Raw genomic sequence first — 17,671 nt, forward strand, 5'->3', positions numbered from 1 at the left:
TCGGTCCGGTCTCACCCAACCGATCCCGCACACCTCCCCCTGGAGCGCGAAACAAATTCGCTTCGGGCGCGGCCAGGCTCACCCTATTGTTGACAGGCTGACACTGCAGCGGGGAGAGGGCCGTGGAGTTCGAGTCCTGGGATCAAATGCGCGAGCCCGACCAGCGAGCGCTGCGCTTCACCCCCTGGGGGCTCGGGCCACAGATGCGGCCGGAGGACAACGCGGATTACCTGCAGAAGGTCCTGGCCACGTTCGACCTGGCGCCACAGGTGGCCGAGGGTACGCAGCGTTCGTTCGACCGGCTGCGCGGCATCTTGCCCTACGGCATCCTGAACTACGAGATCTTCACCGCGGTCGCCGACCTCGCGCTACTAACTACCGAGCAGGCACTGCGCGACCGCTTCCTCGAACATCACCAAGGCACAGTCGTGTTCGTCGACCCCGCCGGAGTTAACCAAGCCTTCCCCGTCTCCACCTACGAGGATGTCTACCGCCTTGCGCAAAAGAAGGGGAAGGCGAACGCCGGGCTGATCGCCGCAGCCAAGAAGGCCAGCCGGCCAGTCCCCGCGCTGTGGGAACTGCGGGTCACTGCGGGCTCAATGCGCTTCGACGGGATGCTCTCCTCGCTGCGCGGCTGGGCTCGCCAATTGGGCCTACTGCTCGGGCAGCGCAACCGCCGGATCGAGGGTGTCCTGACCAAGCTGCGCAACGAAGTCGCCCACCCTGGCGGCTACAACCTGGACACCCCGGTCCAGGCGCTCTCGACGCTCTCCGACCTCGCCGAGATCATCAACCAGCTATGGGGGAAGCGTACGCCCGGCGGCCACCTGTACCCGACCCCGGTCCATCGCGACGTAACAGCGTTCGCCTGGCGTAGCGGTGACTTCATCTCCATGGCCGCCGAAAACGTCCAGCACGCCACCGACCTGGACGAGGACTATCAGTACGCAATCGCACTGGCCGTCACCGCCGGACCGCGCAGCGACCCGGACTTGCCGAGGTTCGACTCTCTCTACGAGACGACTGCCTACCCCGTCGACCTACTGTGGGGACCCGGCACCCGAACCCAGGCCATCGAATGGCTGGAGAACAACCGACCCGTACCGGATGAGTTTGACCACCTCGACCGGCTATTCTCGCTGCGCGCCGACGGCGGGCAGTTGTCCATGCCGAGGCGCCCTGAGATCGCCGCCGGACTGCCGCCCGAGGAACGGGACGGACGCTGGTACCTCGTGCGCGCGGACTACCCGAACGACGCCTTCACCCACGCGCGCAACCTCGAAGACGGCGCCACACGATGCGCAGCGACCGGTCCGTGTCGCGCCTGCCACGCTGAAACAGTGATCAGCGGCACCTTCGCCGAAACCGTCGCTGCTCTCAACCTCGAACCACTTACCCCACCTGTCCTACGCGGACCGTTTGCCGGTCCCCGCAGCATGCCCGCTGGTCCTACTCCGCCAATGTAACGAGACCACACCTACCCACTCCAGCTGACACCACCAGAAAACACAGCCCGCGCTCCGCTGAAACCGCCGAAGAGCGCGGGCTAAGTGGTCAGTCCTAGCTATCCGGCGAACTGGTCGGCGATGGCGTCGGCAGCACTCTTCTTCAGCTCATCTACTACAGAGGTGTACAAGTCGGCTGTGACGCCGACGGTGGAGTGGCCGAGCATCTCCGAGACGACCTTCATCGCTACCCCGGCGGACAGCGCGTGTGTTGCGGTGCCGTGCCGGAGATCGTGAAGGCGGATCGGCGGCAGCCCGGCCTCCCGGGCGAGGAGCTGGAATTGGTCGGTGACGTGGGCAGGATGCAGGGCGGTGCCATCGAAGTCGGTGAACACCAGCCCCGTGTCGGTCCAGTGCGGACCCTTGAACCGGGCTTGGGCTTCCTGGTCCAGCCGGTGGGTTTTGAGGGCCTTAACGACCGGGGCGGCGATCATGACGGTGCGCTCGCCGGCGTCAGTCTTCGGGTCGCCCTCCGTCGTGTCCCAGCCAACCTGAACGATCTGCTGCCGGATCTCAATGCTCGCCCCGTCCAGGTCGACGTCCTGCCATCGCAGGCCCACAGCCTCGCCGCGGCGCAGTCCGCAGTGTGCGATGAGCAGGTACAGCGCGAACAACCGGTGCTTGGCGGCGCGGTGCAGGAACGCGACAGTCTGCGGAGCGGTCCACACCATCACCGAACACGGGACATTCCCGGTTGCACGCCAGGCCTCGACACGGGCATCGGTCCACACCCGTGGCTTGGGACTGCGCCCGGACGGGAGTTTCACCAGTTTGGCGACGTTCAGGGTGACGATCTGCTGGTTGACGGCGTCGGTAAGCGCTGAGCGCAGCACGGCGCGGATGCGTTGGATGCTAGCGGCGTTCACCGGCCGCCGAAACGGCGGCTTTGTCGCGAGCTTGGCGCGGGCGTCGGCCGCTGCGGCCCTATCTTCGGCGTGCCAGGCCCGTTTGGCCTCGGAGACCAGGGCATGGCGCTCGATGTTGGCGGCCTCGATGGCGCGGGCGTCGGCGGCAATCTGCTCGAAGGCAAGACGGACGTGGACGGCGCGCAGCTTGTCGAGACGGTGGGCACCGAGGTGCGGGATCAGGTAGTTGCGGACCTGCTGCGAGTACAGAAGGTGGGTTGTGGGGCGCAGGTCGTTCTTCTTTGCCGCCAGCCACTCGTTCAGCCACTGCTCGACAGTGATGGTGACCTTCAGCGGGGCGCCGACAGAGGTTCGCCGTCGGATCTCGTCTGCGTCCGGCAACGGCGCCTTGGCCTTGATGCGCTCCCGAATCAGGTTCGCGATCAGGGCCTTGGCCACGGCCGGGTCCTCGTCGCCGTCGCCGATCGCCAGCAACTCGCGGACCTTGTCCAGGGCGGCCTCGGCGTCCTTGCGGGTGGCGTGGCCGCCCTGGCGGATGAAGGAGCGCTTGATCCAGGCACCGGCAGGGGTGTCGATCATGAACCACCAGGAGCCGTGGATAGGACTCCAGGACCCGCCAGGTCGGGTCAGCTTCGGGCAGGACGCGCCGATCTGGCGACGTCTGGGATGCCCGGATTCCTCGGTTTCGGTGACGGTGCAGCCGCACCGCTTGAAGATGCTCCCGCTCATGAAACTGCCTCCTGAAGAGGTGGGTAGGGGCTGGTTCTCCGACGTGGCGGGCGTGTGTGAGCGCTCGCCCACGCCGGGGAATCAGCGGGTCAGGGGTGATCGACGCTCGACTCCAGCGGCACCGTCAAGCCCATCCGATAAAGATGTTGTGAAGCTTCTGTTACGCGGCCGGTGTCTGCGGCGCGAGCGGATGGGCATCGATCCCGAGAAACCGCAGCAGCGGGGCGGTGGGCACACGGTAGGCGGTGCCGACGCGGAACACCGGCACGGGGAGCCGGTCATCAGCGGCCATCGTGTAGGCCAGGGTGCGGCCGATGCCCAGGATGGACGCGGCGGTCTCCAGAGTCAGCACAGGCGGCAGGGCTAGGACGTTGTCCAACGTCCAGGCAGCGTCCTTGGTCACCGTGTTCCTCCTCCGGTGGTGGGTTCGGCGCGGCGAACGTGCCTGGCGCCGTCGTGTTTGGGGAAGTCCAGCTCCAACCACGCCGTGGTCAGCGCGAACAGGTCGGGCTGGCCGGACGTCGGCGCGACAGGCGCGCCCCGGTCCTGGCCCTGGAGCGGGGTACCGGTGGTGCCGGTCGGGGTCGTGATATTCACGCGGCTGCCCTCCCCTGGGTCTCGATGCCTCGCCTCAGCGGGACGCACCCGCAGCCGGCGTCCCCGTCGCCGCCTTCGTCCTCGGCAGTTGCTCCGGTCACTGCCGCGCCCGGCGAGAGCCTGGCAACCACCACGTCTTCGTGAGCGACGACATGAGTCGGGCTGCCGGCGGCGAAGGCGTTGCGGGAGTTGACCAGTTGGAAGAACGACGCCCGTGCCATCAGTCCGTCGTCGCAGGCAGCCGCGAGCAACGCGACGCAGCGCTCGTGCAGGGCGAACCCGGCGGCCAGAGCGGCGTTGGAAGCCAGGGCCGGAATGTCGACCATCTGGCCCTGCCTCCGGAACGGCCGGGCAGTGATGACCAGGAAGCCGCCGGGCTTGAGTAGCGTTCGGCAACCGCGCAGGATTTCGGTGAACCCGTCCATCAGCTCCTGGACACTCTGCTTGGCGAGGTTGCCAGGGTCCTCGCCGTAGGCATGGTTCCGCTTCTCCAGGCCACTGCGCCCGGAATCACGAGTGGATCGGACGTGCCCGTGGGTGGCAGAGCCGTACGGCGGCGAAGTCAGCACGAGCGAGGCCTTACCGGAGACATCGCGGCCGACGAGGTGCTCGATGTCGCGGGCGTCGCCGTGCACGACAGTGGCGTAGCCGGGAGCGCCGCGATCGACGGCATGCTCGATGTTGCGTGCCGCGAGGTCGGCCCAGCGCTTCTCGTACTCCACGCCGACCGCCAGGCGGTCGAGATGCGCGGCTTCGACCAGGGTGGTGCCGATGCCGCACATCGGGTCGATGACCAGGTCGCCAGGCATGGTGTAGGCCTTGATGGCGTGCGCGGCGATCGCCGGGAACATCTTCGCCGGATGGGCGTCAGACTCCGGTAGGTACCGACCGCGCCGCTGCGCACGCGGCCCGTCTTGGGCGGTGACCCACACCGACAGCGGCGGGATCCCGTCGATGCCGGGAAGAGCTGGTTGGGTGGCATTCACGTGGAGCTCTCCTTCGTCAAACCAGCGGCTTCCTCGGTGCGGTTGCCGCATCTGTTGACAAAGGCGGCGGCCTTACGCACAGCCGGGGTCGAAGAAAGTCGCGGCGACCTTCTTTGACCCCGACCGGCCGTTTCGCCGGTCTGTGCCAACGCCAGGCCGCGAACGACCACACCACCACCTCGCCCAGCAGCCCGGACCCTGCTGCCGACTCGCGCCCCAGGCCGGCCCACCCCACATCCCCGCACCCGGGCTCAGGCTCCTGAAGACCGTCCTGAAATTGCTGCTCACAGCCCTAAGCAGCGACCAGAGTTTGCGAGCCGCCAGCCCGTTTCGAACCCCGGCCGATCATGCACGAGGGCATCTGATGCCTGATTCGTCAGCGACGGGCTTCAGGTGTCGATCACCGCCTGGTCAGAAGCCTGTCAGGTCGCCGTCAGCAAGCCCGCGACCCCGAAAGCAACACATCCACCCGCTGCCTTCGGGAGCCTCCATGACCATCACCGACGCTGACACCGCGATCGGCCTCGCTTCCAACACGTCCTCTTTGTGCGCGTCGCCGCTGCACGCGGTGGAGACCGCGTTCCTCTCTCTGGCGTCCGGTCACGCGCCTCTGATGTTCGAGGCAGCGCACCTCGGCGAGTCCGCGCCCGCCGGACGCGACCGGGTGACCGTCGCGCAACTGCGAACGGTCCTGCTCGCATCGTCTACGCCATTCCCGGTGCGGGACGCGGTTTGGGCAGAGCTCATCCGCCGCTCCCACCAGTCTCCCGGCGCATGGACTGTGGTCGCGGTAGCGATGGCGATGCCCGAGCTGATGAAGCTCGCAAGTACCTACGGCCGCGGCTTCGATGGCGCGCCGGAGGACCTTCACGCCGAGATCCTGGCAGCGTTCCTGGAGCGCTTGAAGGTCATCGACACCGCCGTCGGCGGGATCTGGCCCAAGCTGGCCTGGGCAGCACGGCGGGCCGCAATCCACGCCGTCGAGACCGAGATCGAATACACCCGGCACGCCGAACGTTTCTGTTCCGCGCCGCCGCGGATGCCGTTCGGGCACGAGGACCTGGTGCTGGCCCGCGCCGAACGCGAAGGCGTGATCAGCGCAGCCGACGCAGACCTGATCGGCATGACGCGGCTGGAGGGCGTGCAGCTGGCCGAGGCCGCCGAGATGCTCGGCGCCAGCAAGAACGCTGTGAAGATCCGCCGCCAACGCGCCGAGGCCCGCCTGGTCGCCTGGATCGCCGGACGCCGCGTCCCGTCGACGACCGCCCTAGCGGCCTGCCGCACTCGGGCCTGAACCACCCGAGTGGTCGGCGTCGGCGTTCTTGACCCCGGCACAGGATGAAGGCCCGCCTCTGGTTATGAAGCACCGCCAACCGTGCGCGCCACTCAGCGGACTCCGCTGGATCCGTCGGCGAATTCTTTGACCCCGGCTGAGCGTGGACCGGCCGCCTTTGTCTTTGAGGCACCAACAACGCCGACCTGAAAGGGACACCACAATGCACCACCCCGCCCACCGTGCCCGCGCTGTTCTGCTGCTGGCGGCCTCCGCGACCTACACGGTGCTCGCCGTATCCCACGCCCACGCCGACACGGGGCACGCCGTGCTCGCGGCGGCTAGCTTGGACCAGGTCATCGGCAATGTCCGCACCTGGCTCGTCGGCCTGCTCGCCGCACTGGCCACGACCTTCCTGACCATCGGCGGCGTGAAGTACCTGATCGCCGGCGGTGATCCCGGCGAGGTCGAAAAAGCCAAGAGCGCCCTGCGGTCCGCAGCTATCGGGTACGGCCTGGCGATCCTCGCCCCCGCCCTGGTCAGCATCCTGCAGCACATCGTCGGCGCTGGCTGACCGGCCGCGACGCCGCCCAACACTTTCACAGTCTCCTCCCGCCGAACATCACGATCTTGAAGGAGTCCGTCATGTCTACATCCGGCCGCCGCCTCGCCGCCGTTGCCGCCGCCGGCACGGTGGGCTTGTTGGCCACCGTGCCGTTCGCCTTGACCACCGACGGCAAAAGGCCAGCCTCGCCGCCAGCCGCCACCCAAAACGTGATCGTCGTTCCCGGTCCCGAGCAGGTGACGGGCACGATCGATCCGACAGACATGGACTGGCTGAGCCGCTATGTCGCCGGGTCCGCGACGACTTGGCGATGACGTGCGTCGGGCCATCTTCCGCGCTGGCCGGGGGGTGCTGTTGGCTGGCACGACCGCCGCCATCGTGCTGCTCACCGCGGGCGCGGCCTGCGCTGACCCGACGGGGCCAGGCCCTGCCCCGGCACCGTCGCCAGCTCCGCCCTCGTTGAATCCTGGGATCTACGGTCCGCTGGTTGGTGGCGGGACGATGGCGCCTCCACCGGTTATGGGACCAGGTTTGGCGCCGAATGGAGGTTCAGACCCGTCGTGGTGGGACGTGCCGGGTCAGATCGAGAAAGCGATTGACACCTGGTTCGGAAACCTGGTCAAGTCAGCCCTCGAACCGGTGCTGCGGCTGATCGGCTCCACGCTGCTGTCGTCCCCGGATGTCTCGGACGGACGGATCGCGCAGATCTGGACCGGCGTCCTGATCTGCGCCAACACGCTGTACGTACTCTTCGTCCTGGCAGGCGCGGTCATCGTGATGGGGCACGAGACAGTTCAGACCCGGTATTCGGTCAAGGACATCGCCCCGCGCCTCGTAATGGGGGCGATCGCTTCCAACGCCTCACTCTGGGCAATCTCCCAGACTGTATCCCTCGGCAACGCCCTGTCCGCCGCATTGGTGAAGGGGAAACTGTCGGCAGAGGGGATCGGCTCGCGGCTTACCTCGATGATCGTCGACAAGATCTTCCTGCCGTCGGGTGTCACACAGCTGTTCCTGGTGCTACTTGGCGGTGCGGTCGCGGTGCTGGGCATCGTGCTGTTGGTCACCTGCCTGGTCCGAGCCGCCGTGCTACTCGCTCTCACCGCCGGGGCGCCGCTCGCACTGGCGTGTCACGCGCTGCCGCAGACCGATCCTCTAGCGCGGCTATGGTGGCGGGCCATCATCGGCTGTCTGGCCACCCAAGTCGGCCAAGCCCTCGTCCTCATCATTTGCGTGCAGGTGTTCTTCGACCCGAACGCCGACACCATCCTCGGACTGCCTTCCGGCGGCGGCCTGGTCGACCTGCTGCTGTGCCTGGTGCTGCTGTTCGTCCTGATCAAGATCCCGATCTGGACCACCAGACTCGTCCTTGGCCGCCGGGCGCTCGGCGGGACCTGGGCCGGCTACGCAATCAAGTCCGCGCTCATGGTGAGGGGCCTTCAGCACGTCCGGGGGCGCATGCGGCCGTCGCGGACCCCGACCCGCGCTTCAGGGGTCTGGTACAACCGCCAACGCCCAGGGCCCCCAGGTACAGGTCTACTTCCCCACCGCGGCCCACGCCCTGGTGGCGGCGGGCTCGGCGGTTGGCAGCCTCGCCCGGAGACGGTCACCGCAACCGCGACGGTCGGGGGCGAGCAACCCCCGCCGAGCGCAGGCGGGACCGCTGCCGACGGCCCACGCCCGCCACGGCCACACGGCCCGCCTCCGCCATCGCCGCTGGGACCGGCACGTCGCCCGCTGGCGCTTCCGGTCGGCCAGACCGTCCGCCGCGACCGGCAACATCAGGCGTTCACCGCCGCCCCGGCCGAGCGCGGCAAGCAGTATGGGCTGTTTCCGCCGGTCGCAAAGACCGGACCTGCTGCGCCCCGCCGACCTGAGGCTCCATCGGTGGCACCGCGTCCGGGCTCAGGGCTCAAGCACGAACCCCTATTTCCGAATCCAGCGCCGCGCAAGCGGGCTCCGAAGCCGAACCCGCTGCCACTGGCGCCGAAGTTCATCGCCCCGTCCGATCACCGACCCCGGCGTGCCCGTCGCAGTCCCGCGCCTGCCCCGCCCGATGAACGGAGTTGATCGACCATGTCGGAAGACCGTCACGGCTACACCGTCCGCATCCCCCAGAATCTCAGCGCCCCGGACAAGATCCTGTTTGGCGCGACCGCCCGGCAGGCGATCATTCTCGGCGGCGCCGCAGCCGGCCTGTGGCTCACCTGGCTCGCGGTGCAATCGTTCGTGCCACCGCTGCTGTTCGCCACCCCGGCCGGGCTGCTGCTACTGCTACTGGGGATCGCCGTAACTGCCGAACGCGACGGCGTTAATCTTGACCGGCTGCTGGCCGCAGCGTTCCGGCAGGCACTGAGGCCGCGCCGCCGGGTAATGGCCCCTACAGGCATCTGCGCGCCTCCGGCGTTCCTGAACGAGGCGTTGCGGGGACAGAGCCCCCCGCCCGTTGCACCGCTCGACCTGCCCGTTCAGCGCATCGGCGACGACGGCGCGGTGAACCTCGGCGCAGACGGGGCCGCAGTGTTGGCCGCGTGCTCGACGGTGAACTTCGCGCTACGCACCCCGGCCGAGCAGGAACTGCTTGTCGGCGGGTTCGCCCGGTGGCTGAACTCGCTGACCGGCCCGGTTCAGATCACCTCGCGTACCACCTGCGCCGACCTGAACGACCAGATCAACGCCCTGCGCGCGGGGGCGCCCGACTTACCGCACCCGCTGCTTGAGGCCGCAGCTCTAGACCACGCTGACTTCCTCGCACACGTCAACGATTCCGGCACGGTCCTGCACCGCAGCCTACTGATCACCGCCAGCGAGCCAGATCCCGCCCAAACACCTCGCGCGGTCCGGCGGATCGCCGACGCCGCATCGGCTCTATCCGCTGCAGAGATCGACGTCACCCCGATGGACCTGCACGCCGCCCATGCCGTCCTGAACGCTGCCCTCGACCCAGACTCCCACCGCTGACCGCAACCTGATCGGAGCCTGAAATGCCCAGCCTGAGCACCACTGCGGCATCCATCGCCTCGCTGTTACCTATCAGAGCCAAGCCTCGTTCCCGCCGCCGTGACGCACTCGGCCTGGGCCCGTCGAGTCTGACGGTCGGCTCGAAGACCCTGGCGATCGGCGAGTCAACGCACGCCGCGACGTTCCTCGTCGCCGGCTACCCGTCCGAGGTCGGTAACGGCTGGCTGGAGCCGTTGCTTTCCCACCCCGCACGGATCGACGCAGCGATCCACATCGAGCCAGTCCCCGCGCCGGTCGCCGCCGACCGTCTGCGTAAGCAGCGCGCTCGCATCGAATCTGGACGCCGTCAATCCGCCGAGCGCGGGCGCCTGGACGACCCGGTCACCGAGTCCGCAGCCGCAGACGCCCGCGAGCTGGCCTATCGCGTGGCCTGCGGGGAGGGGCGGCTATTCGACGTGGGCATCTACCTCACCGTCTATGCCCACACGGAGGCCGAACTCGCAGAGACGGTCGCGGCCGTAAAATCGGTGGCCGACGGGATGCTGCTGCGCCTGGTTCCCGCGACCTTTCGTACTGTGCAGGGCTGGACTACCACGCTGCCGCTGGGCCTGGACGTGCTGAAGATCCGACGCACGTTCGATACCGACGCGCTGGCCGCGTGTTTCCCGTTCACCTCCGATCAGCTCACGCAGGTCGCAGGTTCAACGACGCCGGTACTTCTCGGGGTGAATGGCGCTGGCGCCGGGCTGGTGTGCTTCGACCGCTGGGCCTTGGACAACCACAACTCCGTCGTCCTGGCCCGCTCCGGCGCCGGGAAGTCCTACCTCACCAAACTCGACATCTTGCGATCCCTCTACCAGGGCGTTCAGGTGCTCGTAGTCGACCCGGAGCAGGAGTACGTGCGGCTCGCCGAGGCCGTCGGCGGCACTGTGATCGAGCTCGGTGCTCCGGGCGTCCGGATCAACCCGTTCGACCTGCCAACCACCGGCGCGTCGTCGCCGGATGCGGTAAAGCGGCGGGCTCTATTCGCCCATACCGTCGTCGCGGTCCTGCTCGGCACCGAGCTGACCGCGGCCGAGCGCGCGGTCTTGGACACCGCGATCCTCACCGCCTACGAGCAAGCCGGCGTCACCGAGGACGTCCGCACCCACACCCGACCCGCCCCCACTCTGGCCGACGTCACCAAGCTTCTCGCAGCATCCGGCTCCGAGCAGGCCGCATCCCTGGCCGAGCGGCTCGCCCCGCACACCACTGGCTCGTTCGCAGGCCTCTTCGATGGCCCGACTTCCACGACGGTCGACGGCCACCTGGTGGTCTTCGCGCTCAAGCACCTGCCCGAGGAGCTCAAGGCGATCGGGACGCTGCTGGTGTTGGACGCGATCTGGCGTCAGGTCACGTCCCCGCAGCGGCGACGGCGGTTGTGCGTGGTCGACGAGGCCTGGCTGCTCATGCGCGAGCCAGCCGGCGCCCGATTCCTGTTCCGCATGGCCAAAGCCGCGCGCAAGCACTGGGCCGGGCTCGCCGTCATCACCCAGGACGCTGCAGACCTGCTCGGCACCGACCTCGGACAGGCCGTCATCGCCAACGCCGCCACCCAGATCCTGCTCCGGCAGGCTCCGCAGGCCATCGACCAGGTCGCATCCGCCTTCCGACTCTCCGCAGGCGAGCGGGCCTACCTACTCTCCGCCGTGCAAGGCAGTGGGCTGATCGACAGCGCCGGCCGAGCTGCATTCCACGCCATCGCCTCAGAGCAGGAGGGACTCCTAGCAGAAACCAACCCAGCCATCCTGGCCCGGCTCAACGCCGCCTTCGAGGACGCCCCGGACCTGGATCACGCAGCTGACATCAATACCGACTCTGATCCTGAAGGGGAGGCCCTGTGACTCCGCCCTCTAGCCCTGCCGCCGCCCCAGCATCACCAGTGCCGCGCACCGGCGGCATGCCCCACGGCCCTCTGGTGAGGTTCCTGATCGACCCGAATGCATTCGTCGCCCACGCGTGGAACGGTCTCGTATCGCTGCTGACCACCTGGTGGCCGGTGACCGTGCCCTCCCTCGTCGCGGTTTCCGGGCTCGTCTCCGGCACACGGCTCCTGCAGCGCGCGCGGCACCGCCGGCTGATGGCGGATGGGGCTCGCCTCGTCTCGGTGCAACTGCCGCCGCAGGTCGGAACGGACGGCGCTGCGAAGTTCTGGTCGCACCTGCACGCCGTGCTGCGCCCCAGGTGGCGACGCCTGCTCGACGGCCAACCGCACCTGGCCTTCGAATACTGTTTCACCGAACACGGCGCTGAAATCGGCATCTGGGTGCCCGGCGTCATCGCGCCCGGTGTCGTGGAGTCCGCAGTGGAATCCGCCTGGCCCGGCGCCCGCACCACCGTGTTCAATCCCGCCACCGCACCGATCCCTACCTCTGTGAATGCGGCGACTGGCGGCCGTCTGCGGCTCGCCCGCTGCCAGGTACTGCCGCTGAACACCAAGCACGACTCCGATCCGCTACGGGCACTTCTTGGCGCCGGCTCTGCCTTGGCGCCTGGCGAGCATGCAGCCGTACAGATCCTCGCGCGCCCGGCCACCGGGCACAGCCTGCGCGTCATGCGCCGCCAGATCAACCGCATGCGCGCCCGCACGGCCGGCATCCGACGCAGCAGCCCGCGCGCCCTCGCCTATGCCACGCTGGACGAGCTGACCCCCGGGGTAGCACATGTGTCAGTACCATTCGGCACCCGTCTGGACCCAGTAGCCGCTGCCGAGCTACGGGCCGCGGTCGCGAAGTCCACCGGATCGCTGTGGGAGTGCGAGATCCGCTACGCCGCCGCGACCACCGAGGCCACTTCGCCCGGTCAGGCACGCAGGCGGACGCGCGGCGTCGCGGGCGCGCTCGCAGCGACGTTCGGGGTCTACGCCGAGCGCAACTGGTTGGCCAGACGCCGGCTGCACAATCCAGTCACCAATATGTCGCGTCGGCATTTCGACGGCGGGGACCTGCTGAACATCGCCGAACTCGCTGCCGTCGCGCATCTGCCGTCCGATCCGTTCGCGCTCGGCGTCACCCGGGCGGGAGCCCGCTGCCTCGCCCCGCCCCCGGCCGTCTCATCAAGCAGCCCGGCGTTGGTGCTGGGTGACTCCGACGCCGGACCAGACCGCCCGATCGGGCTGAACATCGCCGACGCGCGCCGGCACACCCACGTCCTCGGCTCTACCGGCTCGGGGAAGTCCACTCTGATGGCGAACATGATCTTGGATGACGTCGCGGCCCGTCGCGGCGTGGTCGTGATCGACCCGAAGGGCGACCTGATCGCCGACGTGCTCGACCGGCTACCGGAGCAGGCTGGGCCGCGGGTCGTCCTGATCGACCCGACCGGACCGCACGATGGACGACGACATCCGACGCTGAACATCCTCGCTCCCACAGGTCAGGGTGCAGACGCCGAACTGCTGGCCGAGAACCTGGTCGGAATCTTCCGACGCACCTTCGCCGCACACTGGGGCCCGCGCACCGACGACGTGCTGCGCGCTGCGATCCTGACCTTGCAAGCCACCGCCGATGCGCAGGTGCTGGCGAAGGTGAAGACACCGACCTTGAACGACATCCCGGACCTGCTGACCAATCCGGCCGTACGGCGCAGGATCCTGTCACAGCTACCGAACACCGACAGCTACAAGGTTCTTCGCGGGTTCTGGCGGGGCTTCGACAGCCTGTCCGAGGCCGGGCGCACAGCGGCGATCGCGCCGCTGCTGAACAAACTCCGCGCGTTTCTGCTGCGCGACTTCGTTCAGGCCACGATCGGCGAGCCTGCCTCCACGATCGATCTGCGCCAAGTCTTGGACGGTGGGATCCTGCTGGTACGGCTACCCAAAGGGGTGCTCGGCGAGGAAACCGCCCGACTGCTCGGGTCGTTCATCGTCGCCGCCACCTGGCACGCCGCCTCCGCACGCGCCAAAACCACCGAAGGCGCCCGCTCCGATGCCCGCTTAATCCTGGACGAGGCGCACAACTTCCTGGCCATGCCGATCCCTATGGAGGACATGCTCGCCGAGGCACGCGCCTACCGCCTCGCGCTGGTGCTCGCCCATCAGAACCTCGCCCAGATGCCACCGGACCTGCGCGAAGGGATCTCCGCGAACACCCGGAACAAGGTCTTCTTCGCCTGCTCCCCGGAAGACGCCAAAACCCTGACCACGCACGTCAGCCCGCAGCTGTCCGAGCACGACCTGGCGCACCTCGGCGGCTTCCAGGCTGCCGTGCGGCTGTCCGTCGACGGCGTTGCCGTCCCCGCCTTCACCATGCGCACCCGGCCCCTGCCTCCACCCTTCCCCGGCCGCTCAACGCGGATCCGGGAGCTGGCCGCCGCCACGACCGCCGCCCGACATGAGCAGATCGAAGACACCGAACACGCGGGCCAAACCCGACGCCGCTCCGCATAACCCAAGGCCACGGCCACCGCCCGTCCACGAGGCAGCCAGGTGCAACCGCACCCAGGCTGTCCCGCCGCCCGCCATCAAGGAAAGGCGACACCGCCATGGCCTCCAACCGATCCCCTGCGAACGCCGGCCGCCCGCGACGCGGGGCGGACATCACCAACAGAATCACCGCACGGGACGCGACGATGCTCCGTCTGATCGCAGAGCACCGTGTGCTCACCAGCGGTCAGCTCACCGCCGCCCTGTTCGCCGAGCCCGGCAAGGCTCGGGCACGGATCGGGATCCTGCGCGCCGCCGGCCTGGTCGAGACGTTCCGCCCGCCGGCCGTGAGGAACCCGCCGCTGTACTGCGTGGCCACCGCCAAAGCGGTGAAACTGCTCGGGCCGACCGGAGACACCGCCGTAGCCATGCCGCCGACCGGACCGAAAGCCGCCGCGACCGCCGCCGCACTGCGCCCTGACCTGGAGCACCTGCGCGGCGTCAACGAGTTCTTCTGCCGTCTGCTCGCCGCCGCCCGCACCCGGGACCAAGCGGCGCTGGAGGAGTGGCGCTCGGAATGGGCCACCGCCAAGCTCTTCCCGGCACGGGTGCGACCCGACGGATTCGGGCGCTGGCGCGACGGCGAAGCATGGTGCGAGTTCTTCCTGGAATACGACACAGGAACTGAGCCCCTGCACCGCCTGGCCGCCAAACTCGCCGGCTATGCCGACCTGCTTCGCACCGCGGACACCTGCACGCCAGTGCTGTTCTGGCTGCGCACCCCAGGCCGTGAGCAGCACCTGCACGCTCTGCTCGCCGACCTAGACCTGGACGACGTGGTCTGCGTCGCCACCGCCACCGGCGACCCCGCCACCGCCGACATCCCTGGGTGCGTATGGCAGCCGACGTTCACCGCCAGCAGGCTCTCCTTGGTCAGCCTCGGCCAAGCCGCGTGCGGCCACCTCGGCGTTCCCCACCGTCCGAACGCTCTATAAGGCAGTCGTCCACCAGCTTCCGCCTCACGCCGCACGCTGGCTGAACCCACGACAGACAGGAGAGCCGCCGCCGTGACCGCGCCCGCCCGCCTCGCCGCTGCCACGGCGGCGGCCTTCACCCTCTTGATCGTCCTGATCAGCGCCGCCGCCGCAGCCGTCACTTCCGCCATCACCAGTCCTCTGACCTCGGTCTGGCACGCCGTCAGCGGCGACCCGGAACGCGTCCAGACCTCGTTCAGCGCCGCCGACTACGTCCAGTTGATCGCCACCGCCGAGCACGCCGCCCCTTCTCCGCAAGCCGCAGCAGCGATCGCATTCGCTGTCGCACAGATCGGGCGCCCATACGTCTGGGGCGGAACCGGCGTAAACAACGCCGCTGCGGGATATGATTGTTCCGGGCTTACGCAAGCCGCCTACAAATATGCCGGAGTCGATATCCCGAGAGTCGCCACCGCACAATACCGAGCAGGCGTGAAAGTCGAATTGAGAAGTCTTCGATCCGGAGATCTCGCCTTCTATGGGAACCCCGGTTTCGCTCACCACGTCGCGATCTACCTTGGGACGCTGCGTGGCGTGCCGACGGCCCTAGACGCCCCCAGACCCGGTGCGGTCGTCCGACTCGATCCTCTGCTTGCCGGAGGAGACCTTTTCGCCGCCACCCGGCCCGTCTCCGCCCGATAGACCGGGCCCGGCACAGCCGCCGCCACACACGCGGACACCCCCGGCGGCACATACGCCGACACGGCCAGACCTCCATCAGTGGGCCCTGAAAGGCCAGGTCAAGGCCTGTTTTCAGGACCCGCGCAGCGGGCCGACGATCGTAATCACACGATTGACATCATCGTCCGTCCGGCTGCCGCCGGCCGCCCTTGTCGATGCCCCCTGCTTCCGCGCTTCCACCTCGTCTCCAACCCAACCCCACATCAGCTGCCGGCCCAGCCGGCAGCTCGAACCTGCACTGCTCAACAGGGCCGAGGCGGGGCGGTGTCAGCGGGCACGGAGGCCAAGGCGGCGGCGCGGCGCCTGAGCTGAAATCGCAAAGTCGAATCGACCTTTCTGTCAGGAGGCGCCAAATCCGCAACCCAAAAAACACGTGGTCCAAATGGGTGAATAAAGGGCCGTTCCACGCTTGGTTCAGGGTATCCATCGAGATATATTGGGCATATCAAGAAGTGAGGGGCGAAACGGACAATCCGAATCGCCGAACCGACGGAAGGGATTTCAATTAATGGGAGCCAAAGCCACGGATCCGGCCCCGCTGATCCTCGCCGATGCAGCCGATCTGATCGTAGCGCGGGGATGGGACCACACCGCACACCCGTACCCGCCAGGTCAAACTCAAGAGCCGTACACGCCGGACTACACGGGCGCACTGTCCGTCCATGGCGCTATGGAGGTCGCGAGCCGTGCCCGCGACCGGGAGAGCCTGGGTCACACAGACGCCGGAACCGCCGTAGATGACGGCATGTGCGCCCTGGCTTCGTATGTGATCGACACGCTATTCATCCCGGTACATTCGGTCATGGTCGCCGCCTGCCAGGAATGTACCCAGTGCCGTGAACACAGGCACCGGCCGCTGATCCTCACTCGCGATCAGGAATGCGCGAACGGCTGCGTGTTGTGCGATGAGCATACGGACCTGACCAATCCGCACGACCAGCACGCACTTGCGACGGAAGACGTCGTCGGAACCTGGGAGGCCTTTATGCCGCACCAGCGCGACGTAGTCTCCGGCCTGCGCGCAGCCGCATTACGCCCTGCGCTGTAGCTGTGCCCCGGCGGCGGGAATAGGCCCCCGCCGCCGGGAATCAGGCCCCGACCATCCCATCCAACCCGTTCAGAGATCAGCAAGGAGTCTGTCGTGAACCCTGACGCCATTATCGCGCAGTTGCGGGAACTGGCGGCGACCGCCACGCGGACAGCGCACTCACCCGCCCCGTCGTGCGGACGCACTTGCCCGCACGCTTACCGCGCTGAGGCCATGGCCGCGCGGTTCACCGAGATCGACGCGATCATGTCGCACAGCGGACGCATGCCTCGGGCGTGGGCGACGCTTTTCGTGCCCGCGCAGCGCGACCCGCGCTGACGCACCCTGCGCGGCCGCCTCACCGCCGCGCCCCTTGACCGGCCGCCGGGCCGCCCTCCCCTTTCCCGCCCGGCTCGGCGGCCGCCTCTCAAACCCTGTTCAACGCCTTCGGGGCGAAGCCATGCCTGAAGTCGACTGAGGAGCCACCTTCATGGACCCGAACGCCTGTCTACAAGCCATCCGCAACGCCCACCAAGCACTACCCCCGCTGATCGGCAGCTTCGACGAGTACGGCCGCATCGTGTTCGCCGATGCCGAGACCACCGAGGCCTGGATCGGCGACCACGTGGACTCACGCGCCGCCGGTTGCACTGATTGCGGCCTGGTCCACTGGGACGGCGACGCGCTGGTGTGCTGCGACACCGGACAGGCCCTGCCGCTGGTCAGCAACGGACATCGATGGCTCCAGGCCCCCGACGACCTCGTGGCGGAGCACCTCCACCAACACGCCGGCAACGCGAAGGACTCCGGCCGCAGCACGTTCCCGGCCTGCCGACAGACCGCCGAATAGCGCGTCCCCAACCGGATGCCGGGTCCGCCCTTCTTCTACACCCTGACCCGGCAGCCGCCCCACCTCAAAGCCCTGATCGCCATATCCGGGGCGGAGCCATGCCTGAGAGGGCGGGACGTACTGTGATGTCCGGTATGGGTTTGCTCGATGGTGTGGCGTTCGGCTGAACCGCCCGACAGGCTGGCGGCTGCGTGG

The 17,671-nt window shown here is 68.3% G+C and carries 17 protein-coding genes; 13 read left to right on the top strand and 4 right to left on the bottom strand.

Features of this window, described 5'->3' with window-relative positions; all coding sequences use genetic code 11:
• Positions 1-122 precede the first annotated feature (122 nt).
• Positions 123-1,466, top strand: a complete 1,344-nt coding sequence (locus tag ABH926_RS24110) for a hypothetical protein (RefSeq protein WP_370367993.1) — start codon at positions 123-125, stop codon at positions 1,464-1,466.
• 98 nt (positions 1,467-1,564) lie between these two features.
• On the opposite strand, the gene ABH926_RS24115 is transcribed toward ABH926_RS24110, so the two are convergent.
• The 4 genes from ABH926_RS24115 to ABH926_RS24130 all read right to left on the bottom strand — a co-directional run bounded on the left by ABH926_RS24115 (position 1,565) and on the right by ABH926_RS24130 (position 4,683).
• Positions 1,565-3,100, bottom strand: a complete 1,536-nt coding sequence (locus ABH926_RS24115) for a tyrosine-type recombinase/integrase (protein ID WP_370367994.1) — start codon at positions 3,098-3,100, stop codon at positions 1,565-1,567.
• 160 nt (positions 3,101-3,260) lie between these two features.
• Positions 3,261-3,503, bottom strand: a complete 243-nt coding sequence (locus tag ABH926_RS24120) for a helix-turn-helix domain-containing protein (protein WP_370367995.1) — start codon at positions 3,501-3,503, stop codon at positions 3,261-3,263.
• Positions 3,500-3,697, bottom strand: a complete 198-nt coding sequence (locus tag ABH926_RS24125) for a hypothetical protein (RefSeq protein ID WP_370367996.1) — start codon at positions 3,695-3,697, stop codon at positions 3,500-3,502. The genes ABH926_RS24120 and ABH926_RS24125 overlap by 4 nt, the downstream gene beginning before the upstream one ends.
• Positions 3,694-4,683, bottom strand: a complete 990-nt coding sequence (locus ABH926_RS24130; RefSeq protein WP_370367997.1) for a TRM11 family methyltransferase — start codon at positions 4,681-4,683, stop codon at positions 3,694-3,696. The genes ABH926_RS24125 and ABH926_RS24130 overlap by 4 nt, the downstream gene beginning before the upstream one ends.
• Before the next feature lie 490 nt (positions 4,684-5,173).
• On the opposite strand from ABH926_RS24130, the gene ABH926_RS24135 reads away from it, so the two are divergent.
• The 12 genes from ABH926_RS24135 to ABH926_RS24190 all read left to right on the top strand — a co-directional run bounded on the left by ABH926_RS24135 (position 5,174) and on the right by ABH926_RS24190 (position 17,476).
• Positions 5,174-5,977, top strand: coding sequence for a hypothetical protein (locus ABH926_RS24135; protein WP_370367998.1), 804 nt, complete (start codon positions 5,174-5,176; stop codon positions 5,975-5,977).
• A 202-nt stretch (positions 5,978-6,179) separates the two neighbouring features.
• The gene (locus ABH926_RS24140; RefSeq protein WP_370367999.1) at positions 6,180-6,530 is read left to right on the top strand and encodes a pilin; all 351 of its coding nucleotides are present in this window, start codon (positions 6,180-6,182) and stop codon (positions 6,528-6,530) included.
• A 71-nt stretch (positions 6,531-6,601) separates the two neighbouring features.
• Entirely contained in the window at positions 6,602-6,835 is a 234-nt protein-coding gene (locus tag ABH926_RS24145; RefSeq protein ID WP_370368000.1) for a hypothetical protein, read from the top strand.
• Positions 6,836-7,091: 256 nt separating this feature from the next.
• Positions 7,092-8,591 (top strand): hypothetical protein, encoded by a 1,500-nt coding sequence (locus tag ABH926_RS24150; protein WP_370368001.1) that lies wholly within the window; start codon positions 7,092-7,094, stop codon positions 8,589-8,591.
• Between the two features lie 6 nt (positions 8,592-8,597).
• On the top strand, positions 8,598-9,482 hold the full coding sequence (locus ABH926_RS24155; RefSeq protein ID WP_370368002.1) for a PrgI family protein: 885 nt from the start codon (positions 8,598-8,600) through the stop codon (positions 9,480-9,482).
• Between the two features lie 23 nt (positions 9,483-9,505).
• Positions 9,506-11,365 (top strand): VirB4 family type IV secretion system protein, encoded by a 1,860-nt coding sequence (locus ABH926_RS24160; protein ID WP_370368003.1) that lies wholly within the window; start codon positions 9,506-9,508, stop codon positions 11,363-11,365.
• A gap of 74 nt (positions 11,366-11,439) precedes the next feature.
• Entirely contained in the window at positions 11,440-13,908 is a 2,469-nt protein-coding gene (locus tag ABH926_RS24165) for a type IV secretory system conjugative DNA transfer family protein (RefSeq protein ID WP_370368004.1), read from the top strand.
• Between the two features lie 95 nt (positions 13,909-14,003).
• Positions 14,004-14,879: a replication-relaxation family protein gene (locus tag ABH926_RS24170; RefSeq protein WP_370368005.1), complete on the top strand. Its 876-nt coding sequence runs from the start codon at positions 14,004-14,006 to the stop codon at positions 14,877-14,879.
• 72 nt (positions 14,880-14,951) lie between these two features.
• Positions 14,952-15,560 carry a C40 family peptidase gene (locus tag ABH926_RS24175; protein WP_370368006.1) on the top strand — a complete coding sequence of 203 codons (609 nt, stop codon included), beginning with the start codon at positions 14,952-14,954 and terminating at the stop codon, positions 15,558-15,560.
• A 547-nt stretch (positions 15,561-16,107) separates the two neighbouring features.
• Complete coding sequence (locus ABH926_RS24180; protein ID WP_370368007.1) at positions 16,108-16,647, top strand: hypothetical protein; 540 nt, start codon at positions 16,108-16,110, stop codon at positions 16,645-16,647.
• A 93-nt stretch (positions 16,648-16,740) separates the two neighbouring features.
• Positions 16,741-16,965, top strand: coding sequence for a hypothetical protein (locus tag ABH926_RS24185; protein WP_370368008.1), 225 nt, complete (start codon positions 16,741-16,743; stop codon positions 16,963-16,965).
• A gap of 151 nt (positions 16,966-17,116) precedes the next feature.
• Positions 17,117-17,476, top strand: coding sequence for a hypothetical protein (locus tag ABH926_RS24190; protein WP_370368009.1), 360 nt, complete (start codon positions 17,117-17,119; stop codon positions 17,474-17,476).
• The last annotated feature ends 195 nt before the right edge of the window (positions 17,477-17,671 follow it).

Source organism: Catenulispora sp. GP43 (assembly GCF_041260665.1).
Taxonomy (GTDB): domain Bacteria; phylum Actinomycetota; class Actinomycetes; order Streptomycetales; family Catenulisporaceae; genus Catenulispora.